Annotated in this window: 12 protein-coding genes; 8 read left to right on the top strand and 4 right to left on the bottom strand. The window is 47.4% G+C overall.

Going from position 1 to position 21,502, the window contains the following annotated elements:
- Window positions 1–267: 267 nt before the first annotated feature.
- From DXN05_RS21875 to DXN05_RS21860, 4 genes are read right to left on the bottom strand one after another with little or no spacing between them, the layout of a single operon-like run.
- The gene (locus tag DXN05_RS21875; protein WP_116849435.1) at window positions 268–762 is read right to left on the bottom strand and encodes a lipid-binding protein; all 495 of its coding nucleotides are present in this window, start codon (window positions 760–762) and stop codon (window positions 268–270) included.
- Between the two features lie 30 nt (window positions 763–792).
- Window positions 793–1,449 carry a DUF5011 domain-containing protein gene (locus DXN05_RS21870; RefSeq protein WP_116849434.1) on the bottom strand — a complete coding sequence of 219 codons (657 nt, stop codon included), beginning with the start codon at window positions 1,447–1,449 and terminating at the stop codon, window positions 793–795.
- Between the two features lie 12 nt (window positions 1,450–1,461).
- Window positions 1,462–2,943, bottom strand: coding sequence for a SusD/RagB family nutrient-binding outer membrane lipoprotein (locus DXN05_RS21865; protein WP_116849433.1), 1,482 nt, complete (start codon window positions 2,941–2,943; stop codon window positions 1,462–1,464).
- A 16-nt stretch (window positions 2,944–2,959) separates the two neighbouring features.
- Window positions 2,960–6,169, bottom strand: a complete 3,210-nt coding sequence (locus DXN05_RS21860; protein ID WP_116849432.1) for a SusC/RagA family TonB-linked outer membrane protein — start codon at window positions 6,167–6,169, stop codon at window positions 2,960–2,962.
- A gap of 588 nt (window positions 6,170–6,757) precedes the next feature.
- Between DXN05_RS21860 and DXN05_RS21855 the strand changes: the two genes are divergently transcribed.
- From DXN05_RS21855 to DXN05_RS21820, 8 genes are all read left to right on the top strand, one after another.
- Window positions 6,758–7,639, top strand: a complete 882-nt coding sequence (locus tag DXN05_RS21855) for a bifunctional 5,10-methylenetetrahydrofolate dehydrogenase/5,10-methenyltetrahydrofolate cyclohydrolase (RefSeq protein ID WP_116849431.1) — start codon at window positions 6,758–6,760, stop codon at window positions 7,637–7,639.
- A gap of 154 nt (window positions 7,640–7,793) precedes the next feature.
- A complete protein-coding gene (locus DXN05_RS21850) occupies window positions 7,794–8,414 on the top strand; it encodes a 7-carboxy-7-deazaguanine synthase QueE (RefSeq protein ID WP_245975272.1) in 621 nt (206 codons plus the stop codon).
- Between the two features lie 53 nt (window positions 8,415–8,467).
- Window positions 8,468–10,378, top strand: coding sequence for an OmpA family protein (locus DXN05_RS21845; RefSeq protein ID WP_116849430.1), 1,911 nt, complete (start codon window positions 8,468–8,470; stop codon window positions 10,376–10,378).
- A 169-nt stretch (window positions 10,379–10,547) separates the two neighbouring features.
- Window positions 10,548–11,663, top strand: coding sequence for a DNA-processing protein DprA (dprA, locus tag DXN05_RS21840; RefSeq protein WP_116849429.1), 1,116 nt, complete (start codon window positions 10,548–10,550; stop codon window positions 11,661–11,663).
- 227 nt (window positions 11,664–11,890) lie between these two features.
- Window positions 11,891–13,387 (top strand): IMP dehydrogenase, encoded by a 1,497-nt coding sequence (gene guaB / locus DXN05_RS21835; protein WP_116849525.1) that lies wholly within the window; start codon window positions 11,891–11,893, stop codon window positions 13,385–13,387.
- Window positions 13,388–13,507: 120 nt separating this feature from the next.
- On the top strand, window positions 13,508–14,305 hold the full coding sequence (locus DXN05_RS21830) for an ABC transporter ATP-binding protein (RefSeq protein ID WP_116849524.1): 798 nt from the start codon (window positions 13,508–13,510) through the stop codon (window positions 14,303–14,305).
- Window positions 14,306–14,357: 52 nt separating this feature from the next.
- The gene (gene sucD, locus DXN05_RS21825; RefSeq protein WP_116849523.1) at window positions 14,358–15,230 is read left to right on the top strand and encodes a succinate--CoA ligase subunit alpha; all 873 of its coding nucleotides are present in this window, start codon (window positions 14,358–14,360) and stop codon (window positions 15,228–15,230) included.
- 254 nt (window positions 15,231–15,484) lie between these two features.
- Entirely contained in the window at window positions 15,485–21,487 is a 6,003-nt protein-coding gene (locus DXN05_RS21820; protein ID WP_158559396.1) for an alpha-2-macroglobulin family protein, read from the top strand.
- Window positions 21,488–21,502: the final 15 nt, after the last annotated feature.

Genomic DNA, 21,502 nt, shown 5'->3' with positions numbered 1-21,502 from the left:
ATTTAATACACAATGGGTTTTTCGGTTTTTTTGGAGGAAGTGTTGAGGAAGTGCGACTTATGTTAATCAAATTAACATATTAGGTAAATATACTATTAAATTTCAATCGTCCAAATTACCCACATCCTTCTTCCCGGTTATTTGCAAAAAAAATGTAGAAACAACATTCCTCATACCCCTATTGATATTCAGCTATTATTCCAATCAATCATTTCAGGTAAAGCATACAGGCCATCCGCTCGGATGGCCTGTATATATGTATGCCAATCAATAATCATCGTCAGGCCAGTTTGTTCTGGCACACCCCTTTAAGATATAAGTAGTGGGGTCTCCTGCCAGTTGAACTTCCATATAAATACTGTCGCACACTACACCTGTTTTTGAATGCGCGGCCTTTGGCAATACCTTGCCATTGGCAAATGTAACGCTGGGCGCCAGGGTTGAATCAGCCGGATAGTATTCATTACCTGAATTGGTACCGGCGAAGGTTTTGCCGGCAAAATCAGCTTTTGCCTTGGCCTTAAACCCGAAAATATTTTCGCCGTCATCTATCCATATGGAATCTTTGTTTACATCGTCATTGTAGGTATATATTTTAAAACGGGTACCGCCAATATCATCAGAGCCCACCAGCACGCTTACCCACCATTCACCGGCTACAGGAGATGCCGGCAGTTTTTCAGGATCCAGCAAATTGTTTTTGTAGCAGGAGGAGATACACACCGCTACAAAAAGCACGATCAGTATATTCAGTTTTTTCATCGCTTAATGTTTAATTGTGTTGATGAATGCCTATTGCTTGTGCCATTTTCTCAGTGTACCATTTATATTCTGCGAAGGAATGGTTACTACGTAGGTTAATGCTCCCGAAGCGTCAAGTGTACCTGTACCATTCAATGCACCAAAGCCTGTGGGCTGCACTGGCATAGTGATATTGGTACCGTCTGTGCAGATAAACAGGCAGGGAATGGTGGTTGCCGCACTCCAGCAATTGGAAGTGCTGTAAAAGCCTTCCGCCAGTTTTACTACGGAAGACAGCGTGCTGGGAGACGCTATGTAGTAGTAACTGCCCGAAATATCTGTACCGGGTGTTTCTGCAACTGGCAGCACCGCAACAGTGCGTGTAGCGGTGGCAGCAAACCCGTCGGCATTTACGGCACTGTACGTTAGTGTATACAATCCCGGGGTGCTCGCATCTACCGAACCGCTTACGGTAACAGGTATATCTTTTCCCTGGGCTTCGGCTGATGCGCCGGGATCGGTAAATGTACCGCCTTTTACTATGGACATGTAGGGATCACCTTTCAATGTTACAGTGGCGTAATAGGTAATGGTGGAATGCCCTACTGTTCTGTCGTTTTGTGTTACGTCGTTCTCTTTGTTGCAACCAAACAGCAGCAGTGCAGTGGTTATGGTAAAGAGTAAATATTGTATGGTATATTGTTTCATAATATAGATGTTTTATTTACCCCACCATACTGGTGTTGAAATGGGTACCAGTGCCGGTGCATTTGCATTACGTGATGTTTCTACATAAGGATATACCAGTCGTTTTGGTAATAAGCCTGCAGCCAATGTTGTGCTTGCCGATACCACGATCTGGCCAGGCACATAGTTGATGGCATTTGAATACACCGGACTTGTTTTGGGATAACCTGTACGGTTTTTATCGAAGAATGCCTCAAGCTGGTGGGTACCGTAGGCGAAGGAGGCCCATTTTTGTACGATGATTGCTTCGATCTTATCTTCTGTTGAACCTCCTGTGGGAAACTCATACGCTCCGCCGGGTGCAACAAAACTGGTTCCATCCTGGCCTACATCAGTAAATGCCTGCAGTACGCCCTGGTTGTACAGGCTTTGTGCGTGCGATCCATCACCATAGCGCACATCAGCCTCTGCCTGCAGAAAATAGGATTCTGCTTTTGAAAGAAACAGTACCGGATCTGTGGCAGATTGCACAAACACTGTTGCCGCTGTATTACCATTGCGATCGCCCTGGTCGAGTGAAGTGGCACCGGTTGATCCGAAATAGCTTACAATACGCGGATCGGAGTTGGCAATTAACCAGCTTAAGAAGGTTGTACTGGCCCTTAGGTTATCGCCGGTATTGAGCTGGCGGATGTTTTGTTCGTACATGGGGTTATCCAGACCGGGTGCGTCAGTAAATGTGGTAACACCTGCATTATTGGTCAGGAAGGTAGCACCACTGCTCAGTAAATCTGTAATACCTGCCTGCGCCACATCTGCATGCGCATTTACCATACGCAGGTATAATTTCAGCTTCATGGTATTCGCAAACGCAATCCATTTATCCAGGTTGCCGTTAAACAACAAATCCGTATTGGCATTGGAAGGAGTAAATATCGTGCTGGTACGTGCTGAGAAGTCTTTTCCCAACGCTGAATCAAGCCCCTTGATCAGGTCCTGGTAGATTGCATAACCATCATCAAATTTCGGCTGCAGGTTACTCGTTCCGGCCAGGGCTTCGGTGTAAGGTATTTTGTCGTACAAATCTACCAGCTCTCCGGCAGTGTAAGCCTTCATTGTCCATCCCAGCAAATAGAATGTCCAGTCACTTGCCGCACGTGCCTTGTCAATTACATATTGGTAATTTTTAAGACCATTGGCAAACAACAGTGTGTACGGGCCATTTAAGTCTGCTGTTTTTACGTTGTACGCATCTATGTAGATGTACTGGTTGGCAATGGCAGATTGTGTAAAATGCTCAGCCCACAAACCACCCAATATGCCAAGGTCGCCGGCTGCGCCTGCTGTACCCAGTACAGCTGCAGGAAATACAATAAACGGTGTACCCTGTTCAAGCGATGGATTGTTTGGATCCTGGTTTATATCGAGGTGTTTTTGACAACCGGTTGCAGCAAGCAGCACCGATAGTAAAGCAACACCCAGTAATGTTTTTATATTCATGATGTTGAACTGCATACTTTAATTTTTTCAATTAGAAACTAGCTCTCAATAAAAGACCTACCTGGATAGACACAGGTGCTGCACGGAACTCACCCAACTCACTGGTAAGATCATTACCCAGGTTGCCTGCCTCAGGATCGAGGTAGAGGTTTGATTTGGGTGTCCATAAAAGCAGGTTACGTGCATAAGCACCCACCGATAAGCCACTTGATGCAATTTTAGAAGCCCAATGCTGCGGCAGTTTATAAGAAAGCGTCACATCCCTCAATTTCAAAAACGATTTACTGATGATGCGCTGGTAGTAAGAGCTGCCGGGGTTGGTGGTAGGATAAAAATAAGAGTAGAAATTATCCGATGTAATGGCTGTGCTGTTGGTAGCATATACATCTTTACCACTGGCATCTGTTCCGGTAACCTGTACTGAATTGGGTACTACAAAGGCATTACGATCGTTAAATGTGGTTAACCTGCCGTTACCCACAAACAATAACAGATCGGAAGTACCACTGTACATTACACCGCCAAACCTGAAATCGAGCGAGGCATTCAGTGTCCAGTTTTTGTAGCTGAAGGTGTTTACCAAACCCATCATGTAGTTGTACTGTGTGCTACCGAAATCGCCCTTTTGCTGCGCCGCTGTTGGCAAGCCTTTGCTGTCTACAATGATTTTACCATCTGGTGTGGTGGCAGGCACAAGTGCGTACATTTCAGCAACCGGCTGACCGGGTACGGCACGTATTTCAGCATCGTAGGCTGTATTGAGAATTACATTGGAAGGACCACCATTGAGGTTATTTACCTTATTCCAGTTTTTGGTGTAGGTATAGGTCATTGACCAGTTAAAGTTTTTGCTTACAACCGGTTTCACATCCAATGCCAGCTCAACGCCTTTATTGGTAATTAAACCAAGATTCTGCACCAGGCCTGTATAACCAGATCCCGGAGCAATAGGCACTACGAGAATCTGACCATCTGTGCGTTTGTTGTAGTAAGTCGCATCAATACCAATCCTGTTTTTAAAGAGGCGTGCTTCCAGGCCTGCTTCCAGTTCTTTGGTAATAACCGGTTTCAATGCAGGGTTACCAATAGTATTGGCAATTCTGAATGCAGATACACCATTAAACGGTGAAGTGATGGAACCAAACGGCAAACCTACCAGCGGTGCTGTAGGTGTTCCGGCAGTTAACACAGGGTACACCTGGTATGGTTCAGCATCAGAACCTGTTTTACCATAACCCACCCTGAACTTCAGGAAAGATACAGGGCTATGCGTCATGTCGAATGTTTGTGAAGCTACCCATGCGAGGTTTCCACCCGGATAGAAGATAGAATTTTTATTGATGGGCAATGTAGAAGACCAGTCGTTGCGGACGTTACCAGACAGGAACAACTGGTTTTTGTAACCCAGTGTTGCCTGTGCGTACAAGCCAACACGTCTTCTGAGGCTGTTGAAATCAGAAACAACGGGTGGCAGTTTGCTGTTTGACAAGTTAAAGAACCCTGGTATTACCAGGTTGGTAACCTGTGCAAATTCATTGCGCTGATTGCTCTGGTAGTAGTTGGCACCGCCGATCACTTCCAGGTTCAGGTCTTTGTTCAGGTCCTGGTTGTATTTCAGGATCAGGTCCATGTTAATGATACCATAGTAATCGGAAGCCTGCGATACTGAACCGAAGTCTTCTTTTCTTGTGGCGCTTTCTACGTTGTTACCATCATTCCAGCTGTCTGGCGATGGTTTATTGGGTTGTTTAAAGCCCAGTGTGCGGGCATTGGTAAAGTCACCACCCAGCCTGTATTGCAGGCTCAGGTAATCGGTGAATTTGTAATTCATGTCGAGGCTACCGAAAAAGCGATCTAATTTTTGAACGTTACCGTTTTCATTCAGCGGGTAATAGGGGTTTTCGGCGTAGGGGGTAAAGTAGTTGTCTACGTTAAAGAACTTGTTGTTGTAGGCGGAGAAATCTTTGATTGGTATATCAACGGGTATTTGCAGCAAGGCTTCAAATGTTGACTGACCATCGCTGCCGCCCTGGCCTGTAAACGGTGCGTTCTGTTTACGGTTGATGTAGTTGAAAGAAGTATTGATAGAGAATTTACCGTAGTTGCTGTTGGTTCTTAAAGCGAACGTGTGCCTTTCAAGGTAATCGGCTTTGGTAGGCAGCACGCCATCGCTGAACACGTTACCATAAGAGAAGTAAAAGCGGTTGATATCTGTACCACCGGATAAGGCGATGCTGTTGGTGAGCTCAGTACCGGTATTGTAAAAATCGCGGATATTATTTTTGACAAAAGAGAACGGTTTAATGAGCTGTGAATTATCAACGGTAGCACCCCAGGGGCGCATTTTACCATCCAGTCTTGGTCCCCAGCTGCCATTTTCAGACAGGATAAACTGGCCGCCCCATCCCTGTCCAAATTCATTCTGCATTTCGGGCAGCTTCCCTACTTTACTTAAGTTATAGCCACCGCTGTAATCTACCCGCAGCTTGCCGGCCTTACCTCTTTTGGTGGTGATCATGATAGCGCCATTTTTGGCAGTAGAACCGTACAGTGAAGCAGCAGCTGTGCCTTTGAGCACGGTGATGCTTTCTATATCATTGGGGTTAATGTTGGTCATACCATTACCAAAGTCGGTATTGCTGGTTCCGTTTGTTTGGGCTGAAGGCGAAGCATCACTTAACGGCACACCGTCAATTACGTAGAGCGGCTGGTTGCTGCTGCCTCCGCCAATTACACTATAGCCCCTGAGCACCACCTTGGTAGAAGTACCGGGGCCACCTACGTTGGAGATGTTGGCACCTGCAATTCTGCCCTGTACCCCATCGAGCAGGTTTACCGGCGCGTCTCTGTTCAGCACGTCGGATGTAACGGTAGTGGCAGTGTACCCCAGTTTGGCCTTGCTCCTGCTTTGGCCCAGGGCAGTTACCACCACTTCCTGCATTACATTGGCAACGGAATCGAGTGAAACATCAATGGATGAAGAAAGGTTGGAGATACGTACCTGTTGTGCGTGATAGTTTACACCGGTAATCAGCAATACATCGCCCACTTTGGCATTAATGAAAAATGTACCACTTTCGGTAGTGGTAGTACCTTTCGATGTACCTTTTACCTGTACAGAAGCGCCTTCAACCGGCTTGCCGGTTTTGTCCTGCACTTTACCTGTAACTGTACCGGTTTGCCCGGTGGCTGTTATGATGCACCATAACAGAACCGGGAAAATAAGCAACAATTTTCTCATGAAATTATGGTTTTTGAATTGGTGACACAATTGATGATTTCCAGGCAATACACTGCCTGCCCTCTTTTCAGAAGGTTTTTCTCATGTGTTAATAGGAATAAAATCAGGAGGCTATCAATGCCGGGGCAGGTCCCTGTGTGAAAGACATAAGCAGTTAGTTGTAACGCAAAGCGTTAAAACAAAACAAAAACAGTAGAAAATGCCTAAGTCGAAAACACCGGGTACTATTTTTCAATACCGGGCTGCTGTAACAGCAGCTAATACAAACAATTCCTGTACACCAAACCATTAAAAGACATTCATTGCCTCAATTGTTCATCACGTACATCAGGTTGTTGCCAAACACAGCGGGTTTAAAAAGCTGAAGAGATGGTTACGCAAACGTAAACAGGGGCAGTAGGACAAAATGGACGTTTACCCATTTCAATTGTTGACTGCACATGACGTTCTAAACGTAGTAGACATTGAAATAAATGTTAATTATGTTAAAGCTAAGTTAATAAAACGTTAATCACTAACATTTGTCAGCTTTTTCAGGGTGCAAGGAAAAAAATAGGCACTTCGGCTACTGCTTAATATTTTTGCAGCATGTTAATACTAGACGGAAAAATTGCCGCAGAATCGGTAAAAAATGTATTGCAACAGGAAGTTCAGCAACTGCTGGTCCAGGGCAAACGGGCTCCCCACCTCGCAGCAGTGCTGGTAGGCAACAATGGTGCAAGTGAAACATACGTAGCCAGTAAAGTAAAACAATGTGCAGAAATCGGGTTCGAATCTACCCTCATACGCCTGGACGCTACCGCTTCTGAGGGCGAACTGCTCGATACCATCCGCCAGCTGAATGACGACGACAACATCGACGGCATCCTGGTTCAGCTGCCGCTGCCCAAACAAATCAGCGAACAAAAGGTGATTGAAGCCATCAACCCAACGAAAGATGTGGATGGTTTTCACCCGGTTAGCGTTGGTAAACTGGTGCAGGGACTTGACACGTTTATCCCGGCTACCCCGTACGGCATTATGCTGATGCTGGAGCATTTTAACATTACTACCAAGGGTAAACATGCCGTGGTAATTGGCCGCAGCAATATTGTTGGCCGCCCCATGAGTGTTTTGCTCAGCAGCAACCTGCCTTATGGCAACTGCACCGTTACTTTATGTCACTCACAAACGCCTGACCTTGCAGCTGTATGCCGCGAAGCAGATATTATTGTAGCTGCCCTTGGCCGCGCCGAATTTGTAAAAGCGGATATGGTGAAAGAAGGCGCCGTGGTAATTGACGTGGGTATTACCCGTGTAGACGACCCTACTGCCAAAAAAGGTTACCGCATTAAAGGCGACGTAGCCTACGCCGAGGTTGCGCCTAAAACCCAGGCCATTACGCCCGTTCCCGGTGGCGTTGGTTTGATGACTATTGCCGGTTTGCTGAAGAATACACTGGCCGCCTATAAAAGAAGAACAGGGCTGTAAACCCCGGTTTACCTCTTTTTTTAAATACCCCATTGCCTGCGTGCTGTTAACAGTAGGCAGGCATTTTTTGCATTCTGCCACCCTATGCCTGGCTCCCCCCCGTTATACCTTTACTATACCGTGGCCTCGCGGGTTTTTCCATTACCTTTGCACGATGTTATTAATGAAGGAACAAACAGGCACGCTCCCGGTGATGGAATCTTTTTACACCATCCAGGGTGAAGGGTTTCACCAGGGAAGGGCTGCCTATTTTATCAGGCTGGGTGGCTGCGATGTGGGCTGTTTCTGGTGCGATGTGAAAGAGAGCTGGGATGCATCCAAACACCCTCAAATGACCATTGATACCCTGGTGCAGGAAGCCTCGGCTTTCCCGGGCAGGCTGGCCGTAATTACCGGCGGCGAACCCCTGATGCACCAGCTTGATGCCTTAACAGGCGCCTTGCAGGAAGCCGGCTTTGAAACCAATATCGAAACTTCCGGCTCCAGCGAACTGAGCGGTAGCTGGGACTGGATTTGCCTTTCTCCCAAAAAATTCAAGGCGCCACTACCCGGTATACTGCCCCGCGCCAATGAACTGAAAGTGATCATCTTCAATAAAAGCGATTTTGAATGGGCCGAGCAGTATGCTGCACAGGTATCGCCCTCGTGCAAGCTGTATTTGCAGCCTGAATGGGACAAATCGGCCCAGATGACCCCGCTGATCATCGACTATATTAAGGCCAACCCGAAATGGGAACTGAGCCTGCAGGTGCACAAATACATCAACGTACCTTAACGGCAGTTTTTTGCGCTGGCTATGCAGCGGCGTATTTCAAACGAAATGGCATTATGAAAAACATATTCTTAGCAGTTAGTATTTTGTTCTGCGCTGCAAGCGCCATGGCCCAGAACGGTCAAAAGCCGGTAAACAAGAAATCGCTCGAAGCATATGAAAAAGCCATGCTGCAACTGCGCGACGGGCTGGTGAAAGATGCCATTCCCCTGCTGGGCAAAGCCATTGAATACGACCCCGCCTATATTGAACCCTACCTGTCGATGGCAGGTGTGTACGGGGAACTGAAAGAATACCAGAAAAGTGTTGACTATTATGAAAAGGCGCGCAGCCTGGACAGCACTTATTTCAAATACTATTGCCTGCCCTACTCTATCAACCTCGCCGGCCTCGGCAGGTTCGAAGATGCACTGCATGCAACCGATAGCTTTTTATCTATTCCCAACCTCAACGAAAAAAGCGTACGCGGCGGCAGAAGTGCCAGGCATTGTTATGAGTTTGCCATTGACTATGCGCAAACACATCCTGCTACCGGTTATGTGTTTCAACCGGTGAACATGGGCGACAGTATTAATTCGCCGCAGGCTGAATACTACCCTTCTTTTACCATTAACGACAGCGTGTTTGTATTTACACGCCGTGGCCAGGGCATCAGGGAAGATTTTATGCAGAGCCTGAAAACACCTGCAGGTTATACCAAAGCTTCGGTGATCAATGGCTCTATTAACAATGAACCTTCCAAAGGCGCTATCAATATTTCACAGGATGGTGAGTGGCTGATTTTCGCCGGCAATTTCGGCAATAAGGGTTTTGGCAATTTCGACCTGTATATTTCCTACAACACGCCCAATGGCTGGAGTGAACCGGTAAACCTGGGCGGCAATATCAATACAGAATACTGGGAAAGCAGTCCCAGTCTCAGTTCTGATAAAAATGCGCTGTACTTCAGCAGTGACCGGCCGGGTGGTTATGGCGGCAATGATTTGTACGTAAGCTACCGCCAGCCCAACGGGAAATGGTCGCCCGCAGTAAACATGGGCCCTACCATTAACACCAGGGGTGATGAACTGGCTCCCTTTGTGCATGCAGATAACCAGACACTGTATTATACCTCCAGCGGTCTGCCCGGTTATGGCGGTACCGATTTGTATGTACTGCGCAAAGACAGCAGTTTAAACTGGGGTAAACCGGAAAACCTGGGGTATCCCATTAACACCATTGAAAACGAAGGCAGCTTGTTTGTAGCATCGGACGGTGTTACGGCCTACTATGCCAGTGACCGTGCCGATACACGCGGCCAGCTTGATTTGTACAAGTTTGACCTGCGGCCCGATATTCGCCCTGCACGCACCTTATATGTGCAGGGTTATGTAACCGATGCCGATACCCATAAAGGTATTCCCTGTACCGTAGAACTCACCGATAATGTAAGTCGCAAAGCACTTACCCGCCTGCAGACTGACGAAACAGGCTTTTATTTTGTAACACTGCCGGGCGGTAAAGACTATACCTTTACCGTGAACCGCAAAGGATATTTGTTTTACAGCGACCTGTATATTTTATCCAACAAAACGCCTGACAGCACCTATAAAAAAGACATCGCCTTGCAGCCCATCAGGCTCAATGCAGGGCTTACGTTCAGGAATATCCAGTTTGCCACCAACTCATTCCAGCTGGAGCCGGTGAGCACAATTGAACTGGATAAGCTGGTGCAGCTGCTGGGTGATAATCCTACTTTGAAAGTGCAGATCAGCGGTTATACCGATAACACGGGCAATGCAGCAGACAACCTGAAATTATCTGCCAACCGCGCCAAATCGGTAGTTGATTACCTGGTAAGCAAAGGTATTGCAGTTACGCGCCTCAGCTCGAAAGGTTATGGTGCAACTATGCCTGTAGCCAGCAATGCCACCGAAGAAGGCAAAGCGCAGAACAGGCGCACAACGTTTACCATTACCGGTTTGTAAACAGGTGCAGCCGGCTGGTATAAGTTATGACAACCGGGTTCTTTGTTTTTACAAAAAACTTGTGATTGCGGCATGCACTTTGTAAATTGTAGGTTCCAATAATCCGATATTGTAAAAGCCGCTGTTTTCTTCCCTGGCCCGTACCATTTGTCAATTTATTCCCGTACGTATGTTACATGCTGACCTGTTATACCAGCTGGCGTTGCTGCAGGTGCCACAAATAGGCACTGTTCAGGCAAGGGCCCTGGTTGAATATTTTGGAGATGCCAGGAGTATTTTCACTGCCCGCAAAAAAGAACTTGGCGCACTTGAGCAAATAGGTGAGGTGCGCGCAGGCAATATCAAATCATTCCAGTCTTTTCAAAAGGCCGAAGCAGAGATCGGCTTCATCGAAAAATATAAAATACAGCCGCTGTTTATTACCGACAGTGCATACCCGCAACGGCTGCTGCATTGCAACGATGCACCAACCCTTTTGTTTTACCGCGGCAGCGCCGATCTTAATACCGCCAAGGTGGTAAGCATCATAGGCACGCGCACCAATACCGATTATGGCCGCGAAGTAACCGGGCAACTGATCAGCGATTTATCGCAACACAATGTACTGGTGGTAAGCGGGCTGGCCTTCGGCATAGATGCCATTGCCCACAGGGCTGCATTACAGCACGGGCTGCCAACAGTAGGCGTGCTGGCGCATGGCATGCATACCCTGTACCCCTCACTGCATAGATCACTTGCAAAAGATATGCTGCAAAACGGCGGCCTGCTTACCGAGTTTACCCACGAAGTAGGAGCAGACAAGCACAATTTTCCCAAACGCAACCGTATTGTAGCCGGCCTGTGCGATGCCACCGTTGTGGTAGAAACCGCTCTTAAAGGCGGCAGCATTATTACCGCCTCGCTTGCCAACAGTTATAACCGCGAAGTATTTGCCTTCCCCGGCAAAACCACCGATGCCAAAAGCAGCGGCTGCAATGAGCTGATACAACAAAACAAAGCCATACTGCTGAAAAATGCGCAGCAACTCATAGAAACCATGGGTTGGGAAACCCCGCAGCGGGTGATTCGCCGCAATACGGCCACTCCCCTGTTTATTGATTATTCTGCCGATGAAAAAATATTGCTGCAGGTATTAACCCTGTACGACGAACTGCACATTGATGAACTGCATTCGGTAAGTAACCTGGCGCCCGGGGTTGTTGCCGCTTCATTGCTTAATCTCGAATTGTATGGCATGATACAATCAATGCCAGGGAAGCGGTACCGGCTGATTGCGGGGGTGTGAGGGGTGAGTGATCTTGTTCCCTGTTCGATATTCAAATCGTTAAATATTTATCAAGATTTGTGCTGATTGTGTGGTGGCAATAAATTAGATAAACGTGTCAGATGCGTTTCTGCACAGGCACTTGAAACCGCTTGCTGCATTGCCTGTTAGCGCCTGAAGGATGCATTTTGATGGTGGCCCGTTAACTAAAATTTGCCTCATATCTGTTTAGGACACTATCTTTGCACATGGCAACAAGAAATACTTCTTCCGGAAACAACTCCTATCAATCAAGATTTTTTGGCGAAGGGCTCACATTTGACGACGTTTTGTTGATGCCCGCTTACAGTCAGGTCTTACCACGCGAAGTAGAACTCCGCACTAAATTAACCAAGTCTATATCCCTCAACATTCCCATGCTCTCTGCAGCCATGGATACGGTTACCGAGGCCAATCTCGCTATTGCGCTTGCACGCGAAGGTGGACTGGGCATATTGCATAAAAATATGTCTGTCGAAAAACAGGCCGACCAGGTACGTAAAGTAAAAAGAAGTGAAAGCGGGCTGATCCTCGATCCCATCACCCTGCATATTGATGCTACCATTGGTGATGCACTGCGTTTAATGAAAGAGAACAGGATTGGCGGTATTCCCATTACCGATGCAGCAGGCAAACTGGTAGGCATACTTACCAACCGTGACCTGCGTTTTGAAACCGACCAGCGCATTAAGATCAGCAAGGTGATGACCAAAGACAATCTTATTACCGCGCCGGAAGGAACAGATATGAAAAAAGCGGAGCAGATACTCCGTCAATATAAAATTGAAAAACTACCCGTTGTAAGCAAACAGGGTAAACTCATCGGCTTAATCACCTACCGCGATATTCTGCAGCTGAGCAATAACCCCAATGCAGTAAAAGATGCCTATGGCCGTTTGCTGGTAGGTGGTGCGCTGGGTATTACAAAAGACCTGAAAGACAGGGCGTATGCCTTGCAGCAGGTAGGTGTGGATGTGGTGGCGCTTGACAGCTCGCACGGCCATACCAAAGGCGTGATCGACGCGCTGAAAGCACTGAAAAAAGATTTCAAATCCCTCCAGGTAATTGCAGGCAATATTGCAACCGCAGCAGGTGCCAAAGCACTGGCCGATGCAGGTGCCGATGCAGTGAAAGTGGGTATCGGGCCTGGTTCTATCTGTACCACGCGTATTGTGGCAGGTGCAGGTGTTCCGCAGCTCACCGCTATTATGGAAGCTGCTGCTGCGCTGAAAGCAAAAGGCATTCCTGTTATCGCTGATGGCGGTATCCGCTATACCGGTGATATGGTAAAAGCCCTTTCAGCAGGTGCACAGGTAGTAATGATGGGCAGCGTGTTTGCAGGAACAGAAGAAAGTCCGGGGGAAACCATTATCTACGAAGGCCGCAAATTCAAGGAATACCGCGGTATGGGCAGCATCGGCGCAATGACGCAGGGCAGCGGCGACCGTTATTTCCAGGAGGGTGCCGACGCCAAGAAAATGGTACCCGAAGGAATTGAAGGCCGCGTGGCTTACAAAGGTTACCTGAGCGAAATTGTTGCACAGTTTACCGGTGGCCTGCGTGCAGGTATGGGTTTGGTTGGCGCCAAAGACATCACCGCATTACAGCAGGCAACCTTTATCAAAATAACCAATGCAGGTATGCGCGAAAGCCATGCCCACGACGTGGAAATTACCAAGGAAGCACCCAATTACAGCAGAAAATAAATATTTGCTGCCTGTTGCCAGCCGGTTATGTATTCCGGCGCTTCTTTTGCAATACATTATACAACAGCCCCGGTTACACGCCGGGGTTTTGTTTTTAAATCTATTAACTTAGCGGCCATTATGATCGAGATAAAGAACATCAAAAAGAGCTTTGGCGAAAAAACCATACTGCAGGATATCAGTGCGGTAATGGAAGCTGGTAAATGTAATCTCATCATCGGCGCCAGCGGAAGCGGCAAAACCGTGCTTACCAAATGCATGGTAGGCCTGTTTAAACCCGACGAAGGAGAGATCATTTATGACAAGCAGAATATGCTGAGCATGAGCGATGACGAGCGCAAACAGCTGCGCCAGCAGATAGGCATGCTTTTCCAGGGCTCGGCGCTGTTTGATTCCATGACCGTTGAACAGAACGTGATGTTCCCGCTCGACATGTTCTCCAATCTCAGTTATAAAGACCGTAAGAAAAAGGCCGACGAAGTGCTGGATAAGGTGGCCCTGAAAGAAGCCCATAAAAAATTCCCTGCCGAGATAAGCGGCGGTATGAAAAAAAGGGTAGGCATTGCCCGCGCCATTGTGCTGAACCCGAAATACCTTTTCTGCGACGAGCCCAATTCTGGTCTTGACCCGCAAACCTCCCTGCTGATTGACAAGCTGATTAAAGACATTACCACGGAATATAAAATTACCACCACGGTAATTACCCATGACATGAACAGCGTGATGGAAATAGGTGACCATATCGTGTACATGCACCAGGGCAAAAAACAGTGGGAAGGTTCTAATAAAGACATCATTTATTCGAAAGACAAGCTGCTGAACGACTTTATTTTCGCTTCAGACTTCCTGCAGGATGCTAAGGAAATGCGAATGATGCAGGAAAAAGGTGAGATTGAAAAAAACGATGAACGATTGTGACCGGTAATACCTATTTTTGCCCATCCTTAAACGCAAAATTGAAAGGTTTGCCATGGCAGTTTTAGTAAATAAGCAATCGAAGATTATAGTACAAGGATTTACCGGCACAGAAGGTACATTCCACGCATCGCAAATGATTGAATATGGCACCAACGTGGTTGGCGGTGTTACGCCCGGTAAAGGCGGCTCTACCCACCTCGACAAACCTGTATTCAATACTGTGGCCGATGCGGTAAAAGCAACAGGCGCCAACGTAAGCATCATTTTCGTTCCACCGGCATTCGCAGCTGATTCTATTATAGAAGCGGCTTCTGAAAACATTGAGCTGGTAGTATGTATTACTGAAGGCATTCCTGTACAGGATATGGTAAAAGTAAAGAACTACCTGCAGGGTAAAACCACCCGCCTCATTGGCCCCAACTGCCCTGGTGTAATTACCGCAGGCGAAGCCAAAGTGGGTATCATGCCTGGTTTTATCTTTAAACAGGGCCGTATTGGTATCGTATCCAAATCTGGTACCTTAACTTACGAAGCAGCTGACCAGGTGGTGAAAGCCGGTTTGGGTATCAGCACTGCAATCGGTATTGGCGGTGACCCGATCATTGGCACTCCTACCGTTGAAGCAGTTAAATTGCTGATGAACGATCCTGAAACAGACGGTATCATCATGATCGGCGAAATCGGCGGCAGCATGGAAGCTGACGCAGCACGCTGGATCAAAGACAATAAAACAAAACCTGTGGTAGGCTTTATCGCAGGCCAGACAGCGCCTCCCGGCCGCCGTATGGGTCACGCAGGTGCCATCATTGGTGGTGCAGAAGATACAGCAGAAGCCAAAATGAAAATTATGGCTGAGTGTGGTATCAGCGTGGTAGCAAGCCCTGCAGACATTGGTAAAACCATTGCCGCAGCACTGAAAAAGTAAGCATCCACTTCTACTATAAAATCCCGCACATGCTGCGGGATTTTTTTTGCCGTTCCCCTTCACTAAATGGCATTGCTTTACGTATCAGGTTGTATCAACTACTTTTAACAACCGTTAGGATAAGCCCGACACCTGCTGCGTACCCCGGTGCAAGCGCTTACCGCCCGGCAAACTATTAAACCCTTATGCATTTTTCTTCTTTCCGGCATCGTTATTCCGGTAAACCTGTATTTTGTTCACACAAACAGCCCAAAATGAAAAACAGACTGTTATTGATTTTATTTGGCTTATTGTCTTCTGCTGCCCTGCATGCACAAAAAGCAGATACCGCTTTCACTGCCCGCTGGCGGGAGGCCGACTCCCTGGTTGATAAGCAATCACTGCCCAAATCTGCGCTGGAGAAAGTAAAGCACATTTACAACATGGCCGTGCAGCAACACAACGAAGGGCAGGCTGTAAAGGCGTTGATATATACCATTAACCTGCAAAGCCTGACCAGTGACCAGCATGTGGACTCGCTGGTGATCAAAATAAAAAAACAATTGCAGTCGCCTTTTTCTACTGCACACAAAAGCATGCTGCAGGTAGTGCTGGCAAAACTATATACGGCATACTACAATGCTTACCAATGGGAAATCAGGGGCAGAAGCAAAACCACGGGTATAACTAAACCCGATATCGCCACCTGGAACAACCAGGATTTTTATACAGCCATTACCGGTTTGTATGATGCAGCACTTGCACCTGCGGTGACACTGCTGCAAACATCCGTTACAAAATATGCACCGGCAATGGAAGAAGATATAAATTCAGGCAAATGGCGGCCCAGTTTGTACGATTTTATTGCGAATACAGCCATCGACTTCCTGAACACTACGGGCCGGCAGCTTGCTGTATTACCTACATCTACGCCCGGCAAAATTGCACTGGCACCTTTCAACGAATTGCTGGCCTGGCAGCCTGCGCCGGGTGACAGCTCGAACAACACACGCATACTGCGCCTGTACCGCCAGCTATTGCAGCAGCATTCAGCAGACAGCAACCCTGCCGCTTTTATTGATGCAGACATTAACCGCATCCGCTGGGCAAGACAGGAAACAAACCTGGCAGATAAAGACAGTCTTTATGCACATGCCCTGCAGCATATAACCAATATTTACGGCAGCAACCCTGCGGCCAGCAATGCCTGGTACCTGCAGGCACTACTGCTGAGTGATGCGTCTTATACGCCGCTTACAGACACAGCGAATCGTTACAGCAAATTGAAAGCGCTTGCTATTATACAGCAGCATGGCAACCCGGCAGACAGTCTTAACCAGGGTTACCGCCTGATGCGCAAACTGCAGCAATACATTGAAGACAAACAGGTGAACATACAGGTAGAGCAGGCCAATTCACCCGGCATTCCGTTCCGCGTGCTGGTGTCATACAAAAATGCACCGGTACTGTATAGTAAAGTTATAAGCGTAGGCTTTGAAGCAACAAACGGTGAAAACCTTTACAACAGCGATGAGATCTGGAAAAAAGCAGCCGCTGCAAAAGCTGTATTAACATCCACACAACCTCTTCCCGTTACAGGTGACTACCAGCAGCACAGCACTGAAATAAAAATAGATGCACTGACACCCGGCAAATACCTGCTTATCGTGAGCTCCGGCGCAGCATTTAATGTTACTGATGCAATGGCTGCCCAATATTTGGTAGTGTCTGGATTGGCTTATACCAAACACAGGCAGGATTATTTTGTACTGAACAGGGAAACAGGCGCCCCCGTAAAAAACGTAATTGTTCAACTACAGAAAATAAAGTGGAACAATGAAGGGAAAAAGGTGTACAATAAAATCGGGGAGCTTGCAACAGATGCCAACGGCTATTTCAACCCGGGCAAAGTGCTGAAAGAAGGCAATGATTTTATTGTACGGCTGGTAAATGGTAACGATACGCTTTATCCTTCCGGCTCAGAATACATACCTTACACCAACCGCTCTCAAACAAACGAATCATCCGCTACCAACCTGTCTTTTTTTACCGACAGAAGTATCTATCGCCCCGGGCAGACAGTTTATTTCAAGGGTATTGCCTTACATGATAAATGGTTCAATAAACGCAATGAAACTACCCTTCAACTACACGACAGTGTATGCGTGCAATTGCGTGATGTAAATAGCCGCATCATTGATTCAGTAAAACTGGAAACAAATGAATACGGTTCTATTGCAGGTAAATTTACGCTGCCACAAACAGGCAACCTGAACGGCAACTACTCACTCGGTGTTAAAAAGGGCAACGGGTACATGTCATTTCGTGTGGAAGAGTACAAACGGCCTACTTTTTATATTGATTTCGACACACTACGCAACTCCTACCGTTTAAATGATTCGGTTGTGGTAACCGGCCAGCTGAAAAGCTATGCAGGTGTTGCGTTGCGCAATACCGCTGTACAGCTTACGGTAAACCGCATGGTGCATTATCCGTATACCTGGCTTTTTTACAATCGCATATGGCCGTCTGCACAAGCGGAACAGGTGAGTTTTGAAACGGTAAACACAGATGAAGCCGGCAGGTTTACCCTTCGCTTTATTGCAGCACCGGCCAGCAATGCACTTCCGCAAAACAATCCTGTTTTTGATTTCGACATAGCCGCTACTGCAACTGATAACAGTGGTGAAACCAGAACCAACACCACCAGGCTCAGCGTATCTTATAAACCAGTTTTACTGCAATGGAGACTACCTGAAACCAGCACCATTGACAGCTTCAAAACGGTAAAAATAGCCACCACCAATCTTGCCGGTATACCGGTTACAGCCACAGTGCACATAACTATTTCTCCACTGCAGCATCCTGAACGACTTACACGTACGCGTTACTGGGAGCAGCCCGATCAGTTTGTAATGGACAGCATTGCCTACGTTAAATTGTTCCCCTACGATGCTTACAAAAATGAAAATGATTTTCGTAACTGGCCGCAGCAGCAGCTGGTGATCAGTGAAACACTCGCCACCGGTGCAAACACCCTGAGCATATCCCGCAAATTACTGCCAGGTATATATGTTGCGGCAGTATCTGCCATAGTACAAGGTGATACTGTTACCGATAAACAATACATTCAGCTGTATAACAATCAATCCCTGCCTGTGATGGCCTATAACTGGCAGTATAACGGCGACCAGCATATTACACCCGGCAAAACAGCCAAACTTACGGTAGGTTCTGCAGCTAAAGATGTTCACCTGATCAGTTATAGTATTGACGAACGCGACAGCGCCATCTACCAATTTAAAAAAGTCTCTGAAGCAATTACCACCATTGAAGCGCCGGTTACTGCTTCAACTGGTATTTTTTACACGTTCGTAAAACACAATCGTTTTTACACAGGCGGCAGCAGTTATCAGTTACAGGATGAAGACAGGGCCATCGACGTAACATACAGCAGCTTCCGTGATAAAACAATGCCTGGCAGCGCAGAACAATGGACCATTCATACCAGCCGCCAGGGCGGCAAAACAAACGCCGCAGAACTGCTTACCGGCATGTATGATGCTTCTTTGGACCAGTTCATTAAACATGACTGGGCAATACCCGGCTTACGTAATTCACGCACGTTTTATGCAGAATGGAATAACTCTGCTGATTTCGATGCACAGGAAGGTATTCGTAAAGGCGGCATTGCGATTAACGAAGATTTATCTGGAGATCAGTATGACAAATTATTGCCGATTGAACTGCAATCTGAACGTCCACCTATCCGCCTGAGAGGAGCACATGTAGTAATGAAAAAGGTAGCGCCAGGCATTGTCAGTGATGATGCCGTGTTCGGTAATGTTGCAACCCTTAGCTATAGCACTTCAATAGAAAAGCCCGCTGCAGCCGCGCCCCCGGCACCGCAGCAGGAAAGAGAAGAAGCGCAGGCAACAGCAGCGCCGGCCGCCCAATCACTCCGCACCAATTTCAACGAAACCGCCTTCTTCTTCCCGCAACTGCTGGCAGACAGCGCAGGCAATTACAATATCAGTTTCACCATGCCCGATGCCGTTACGCAATGGAAATGGATGAGCCTGGCACATACCAAAGACCTCGCATTTGCTTATACGGAAAAACTGGTCACTTCACAAAAAACGCTGATGGTGCAGCCTAACCTGCCCCGCTTTGTACGCAATGGTGACCAGCTGGAATTCAGTGCACGCATCAGCAACCTGAGTGATCAGGAACTGAGCGGCCAGGCAGGTATACAGTTGATTGATCCTGTTACCAACCAGCCTGTTGATGGCTTGTTCCAGAATGTATTCCCGATGCAGTATTTCACTGTGGCAGCCAATGGCACGGCCAGCGTGAAATTCCCGGTATCCATACCGTTTAATTACAACCAGCCGGTAACCGTTCGCATTACTGCAACTGCAGGCAAATACAGCGATGGCGAGGAACATGCTCTGGCTGTACTAAGCAACCGCTCCCTGGTTACAGAAAGCATGCCCATACTGGTAATGGGCGACGGCAGCAAAAACATCAGCTTCAGCAAGCTGCTGCACAACGAAAGTGAAACCCTCACCCAGCAAGGTATTACAGTTGAATTCAGCAGTAACCCATTGTGGTACGCCATACAGGCCCTGCCTTATTTAATGGAGTTCCCGCACGAGTGCGCTGAACAAACCTTTAACCGTTTATATGCCAACCTGCTGGCCACACAAATAGTACAGCAACACCCGGTGATCAAAACCCTGTTTGAGCAATGGCAGAAAGATTCTACTGCCCTGCGCAGCAACCTGCAAAACAATACCGAACTCAAACAACTGGTATTGCAGGAAACACCCTGGGTGGCAGATGCAGAGAACGAAGCCACGCAGCGTAAAAACCTGGCACAGTTGTTCGACCTTGTTAAAATGCAGGACAACACTACCAGCGCGTTGAACAAACTAAAAGACCTGCAATTATCAACCGGTTATTTCCCCTGGTTTAAAAACGGGCCCGATGACCGCTACATTACCATTTACATTCTGAACGGCATCAGCAGGCTTAAAAACCTGCATGTACTTACGCCAGCCATTGAAGCCAGCTTGAACAATATTGCCGCCCAGGCATTGCTGAACCTTGATGCAGCTGTATTGCGTGACTACAAAGCCAGCCTGAAATACAGCAAACAGCCAGGTGCAGGCTCCCCGCAACTGCAATACCTGTTCATGCGCAGCAGCTTCACCAACATACTGCTGGCCAATAAAACAGCTTTCAATTACTACTATACCCAGGCAAAAAAACAATGGGCAGGCGAAAGCAATTATAACAAAGCGCTGATCGGGTTAACCTGCCTGCTCAACAACGACCAGGTGCTCACAGAGAAAAGCATTCTGCCTTCTGTGCTGGAAAATGCCGTGGCAGACAGCACCAGGGGCATGTACTGGAAAGATCGGCAAACCAGCTTCTGGTACGCATCGCCCATTGAACACCAGAGCCTGATGCTGTTACTGGCCGAAGAAATGAACAAACGCAAACCTTCAGGCAAACTGGCATCAGCCATCAGCGATATGCAAACCTGGTTATTGCTAAACAAACAGGCCAACAACTGGAAAACCACTATTGCAACAGCAGATGCCTGTTATGTGTTACTAAACGATCAGCCCAAATTAGATGCAGTACCCTTGGTAAACATTACGCTGGGCGATACACATTTCAGTAACGATAACGGTGAGCAATACCTGAAACAAAACATCCCTGCCCAGAAAGTAAACAGCAACATGGGTAATATTACCGTTCAGGTAAAAGGCAATGCAGGCAAACCATCCTGGGGTGCAGTGTACTGGCAGTATTTCGAAGACTATAACAAAGTAACCGGAGCCGGCGGGCCGCTGTCTGTTAACCGCCGCCTGTTTGTGCAAAAAACAACAGCCACCGGCCCTGTGTTAACACCCGTAAACGAAGGTGATGAATTAAAAACCGGCGACAAAGTCGTGATACGCCTTGAAATACGCAGCGACCGCGACCTGGATTATGTGCACCTGAAAGATACACGCAGCGCCACCATGGAACCTGTAAACGTATTAAGCGAATACAAATGGCAGGACGGGCTCGGGTATTATGAAACCACGCACGATGCCAGCACCGATTTCTTTTTCAGCCAGCTGAACAAAGGCACCCACGTATTTGAATATCCCGCATTTATTACCCATACCGGTAGTTTTACCGCAGGCATGGCCACCATACAATGCATGTACGCCCCGGAATTTAATGCGCACAGTGACGGTATTAAAATCAGCGTGCAGTAAATCATTATTCAACGG

The sequence above is a fragment of the Deminuibacter soli genome (assembly GCF_003412455.1).
GTDB classification, from domain to species: domain Bacteria; phylum Bacteroidota; class Bacteroidia; order Chitinophagales; family Chitinophagaceae; genus Deminuibacter; species Deminuibacter soli.
Note: the sequence above shows the minus strand (reverse complement) of the source record. Positions and strands in the feature narration are given on the sequence as shown.

What these genes read in the sequence shown, in the direction of transcription:
- DXN05_RS21875 (WP_116849435.1), bottom strand. Translation starts at nt 762, where the DNA reads ATGAAAAAACTGAATATACTGATCGTGCTTTTTGTAGCGGTGTGTATC.
- DXN05_RS21870 (WP_116849434.1), bottom strand. Translation starts at nt 1,449, where the DNA reads ATGAAACAATATACCATACAATATTTACTCTTTACCATAACCACTGCA.
- DXN05_RS21865 (WP_116849433.1), bottom strand. Translation starts at nt 2,943, where the DNA reads ATGCAGTTCAACATCATGAATATAAAAACATTACTGGGTGTTGCTTTA.
- DXN05_RS21860 (WP_116849432.1), bottom strand. Translation starts at nt 6,169, where the DNA reads ATGAGAAAATTGTTGCTTATTTTCCCGGTTCTGTTATGGTGCATCATA.
- DXN05_RS21855 (WP_116849431.1), top strand. Translation starts at nt 6,758, where the DNA reads ATGTTAATACTAGACGGAAAAATTGCCGCAGAATCGGTAAAAAATGTA.
- DXN05_RS21850 (WP_245975272.1), top strand. Translation starts at nt 7,794, where the DNA reads ATGTTATTAATGAAGGAACAAACAGGCACGCTCCCGGTGATGGAATCT.
- DXN05_RS21845 (WP_116849430.1), top strand. Translation starts at nt 8,468, where the DNA reads ATGAAAAACATATTCTTAGCAGTTAGTATTTTGTTCTGCGCTGCAAGC.
- dprA (WP_116849429.1), top strand. Translation starts at nt 10,548, where the DNA reads ATGTTACATGCTGACCTGTTATACCAGCTGGCGTTGCTGCAGGTGCCA.
- guaB (WP_116849525.1), top strand. Translation starts at nt 11,891, where the DNA reads ATGGCAACAAGAAATACTTCTTCCGGAAACAACTCCTATCAATCAAGA.
- DXN05_RS21830 (WP_116849524.1), top strand. Translation starts at nt 13,508, where the DNA reads ATGATCGAGATAAAGAACATCAAAAAGAGCTTTGGCGAAAAAACCATA.
- sucD (WP_116849523.1), top strand. Translation starts at nt 14,358, where the DNA reads ATGGCAGTTTTAGTAAATAAGCAATCGAAGATTATAGTACAAGGATTT.
- DXN05_RS21820 (WP_158559396.1), top strand. Translation starts at nt 15,485, where the DNA reads ATGAAAAACAGACTGTTATTGATTTTATTTGGCTTATTGTCTTCTGCT.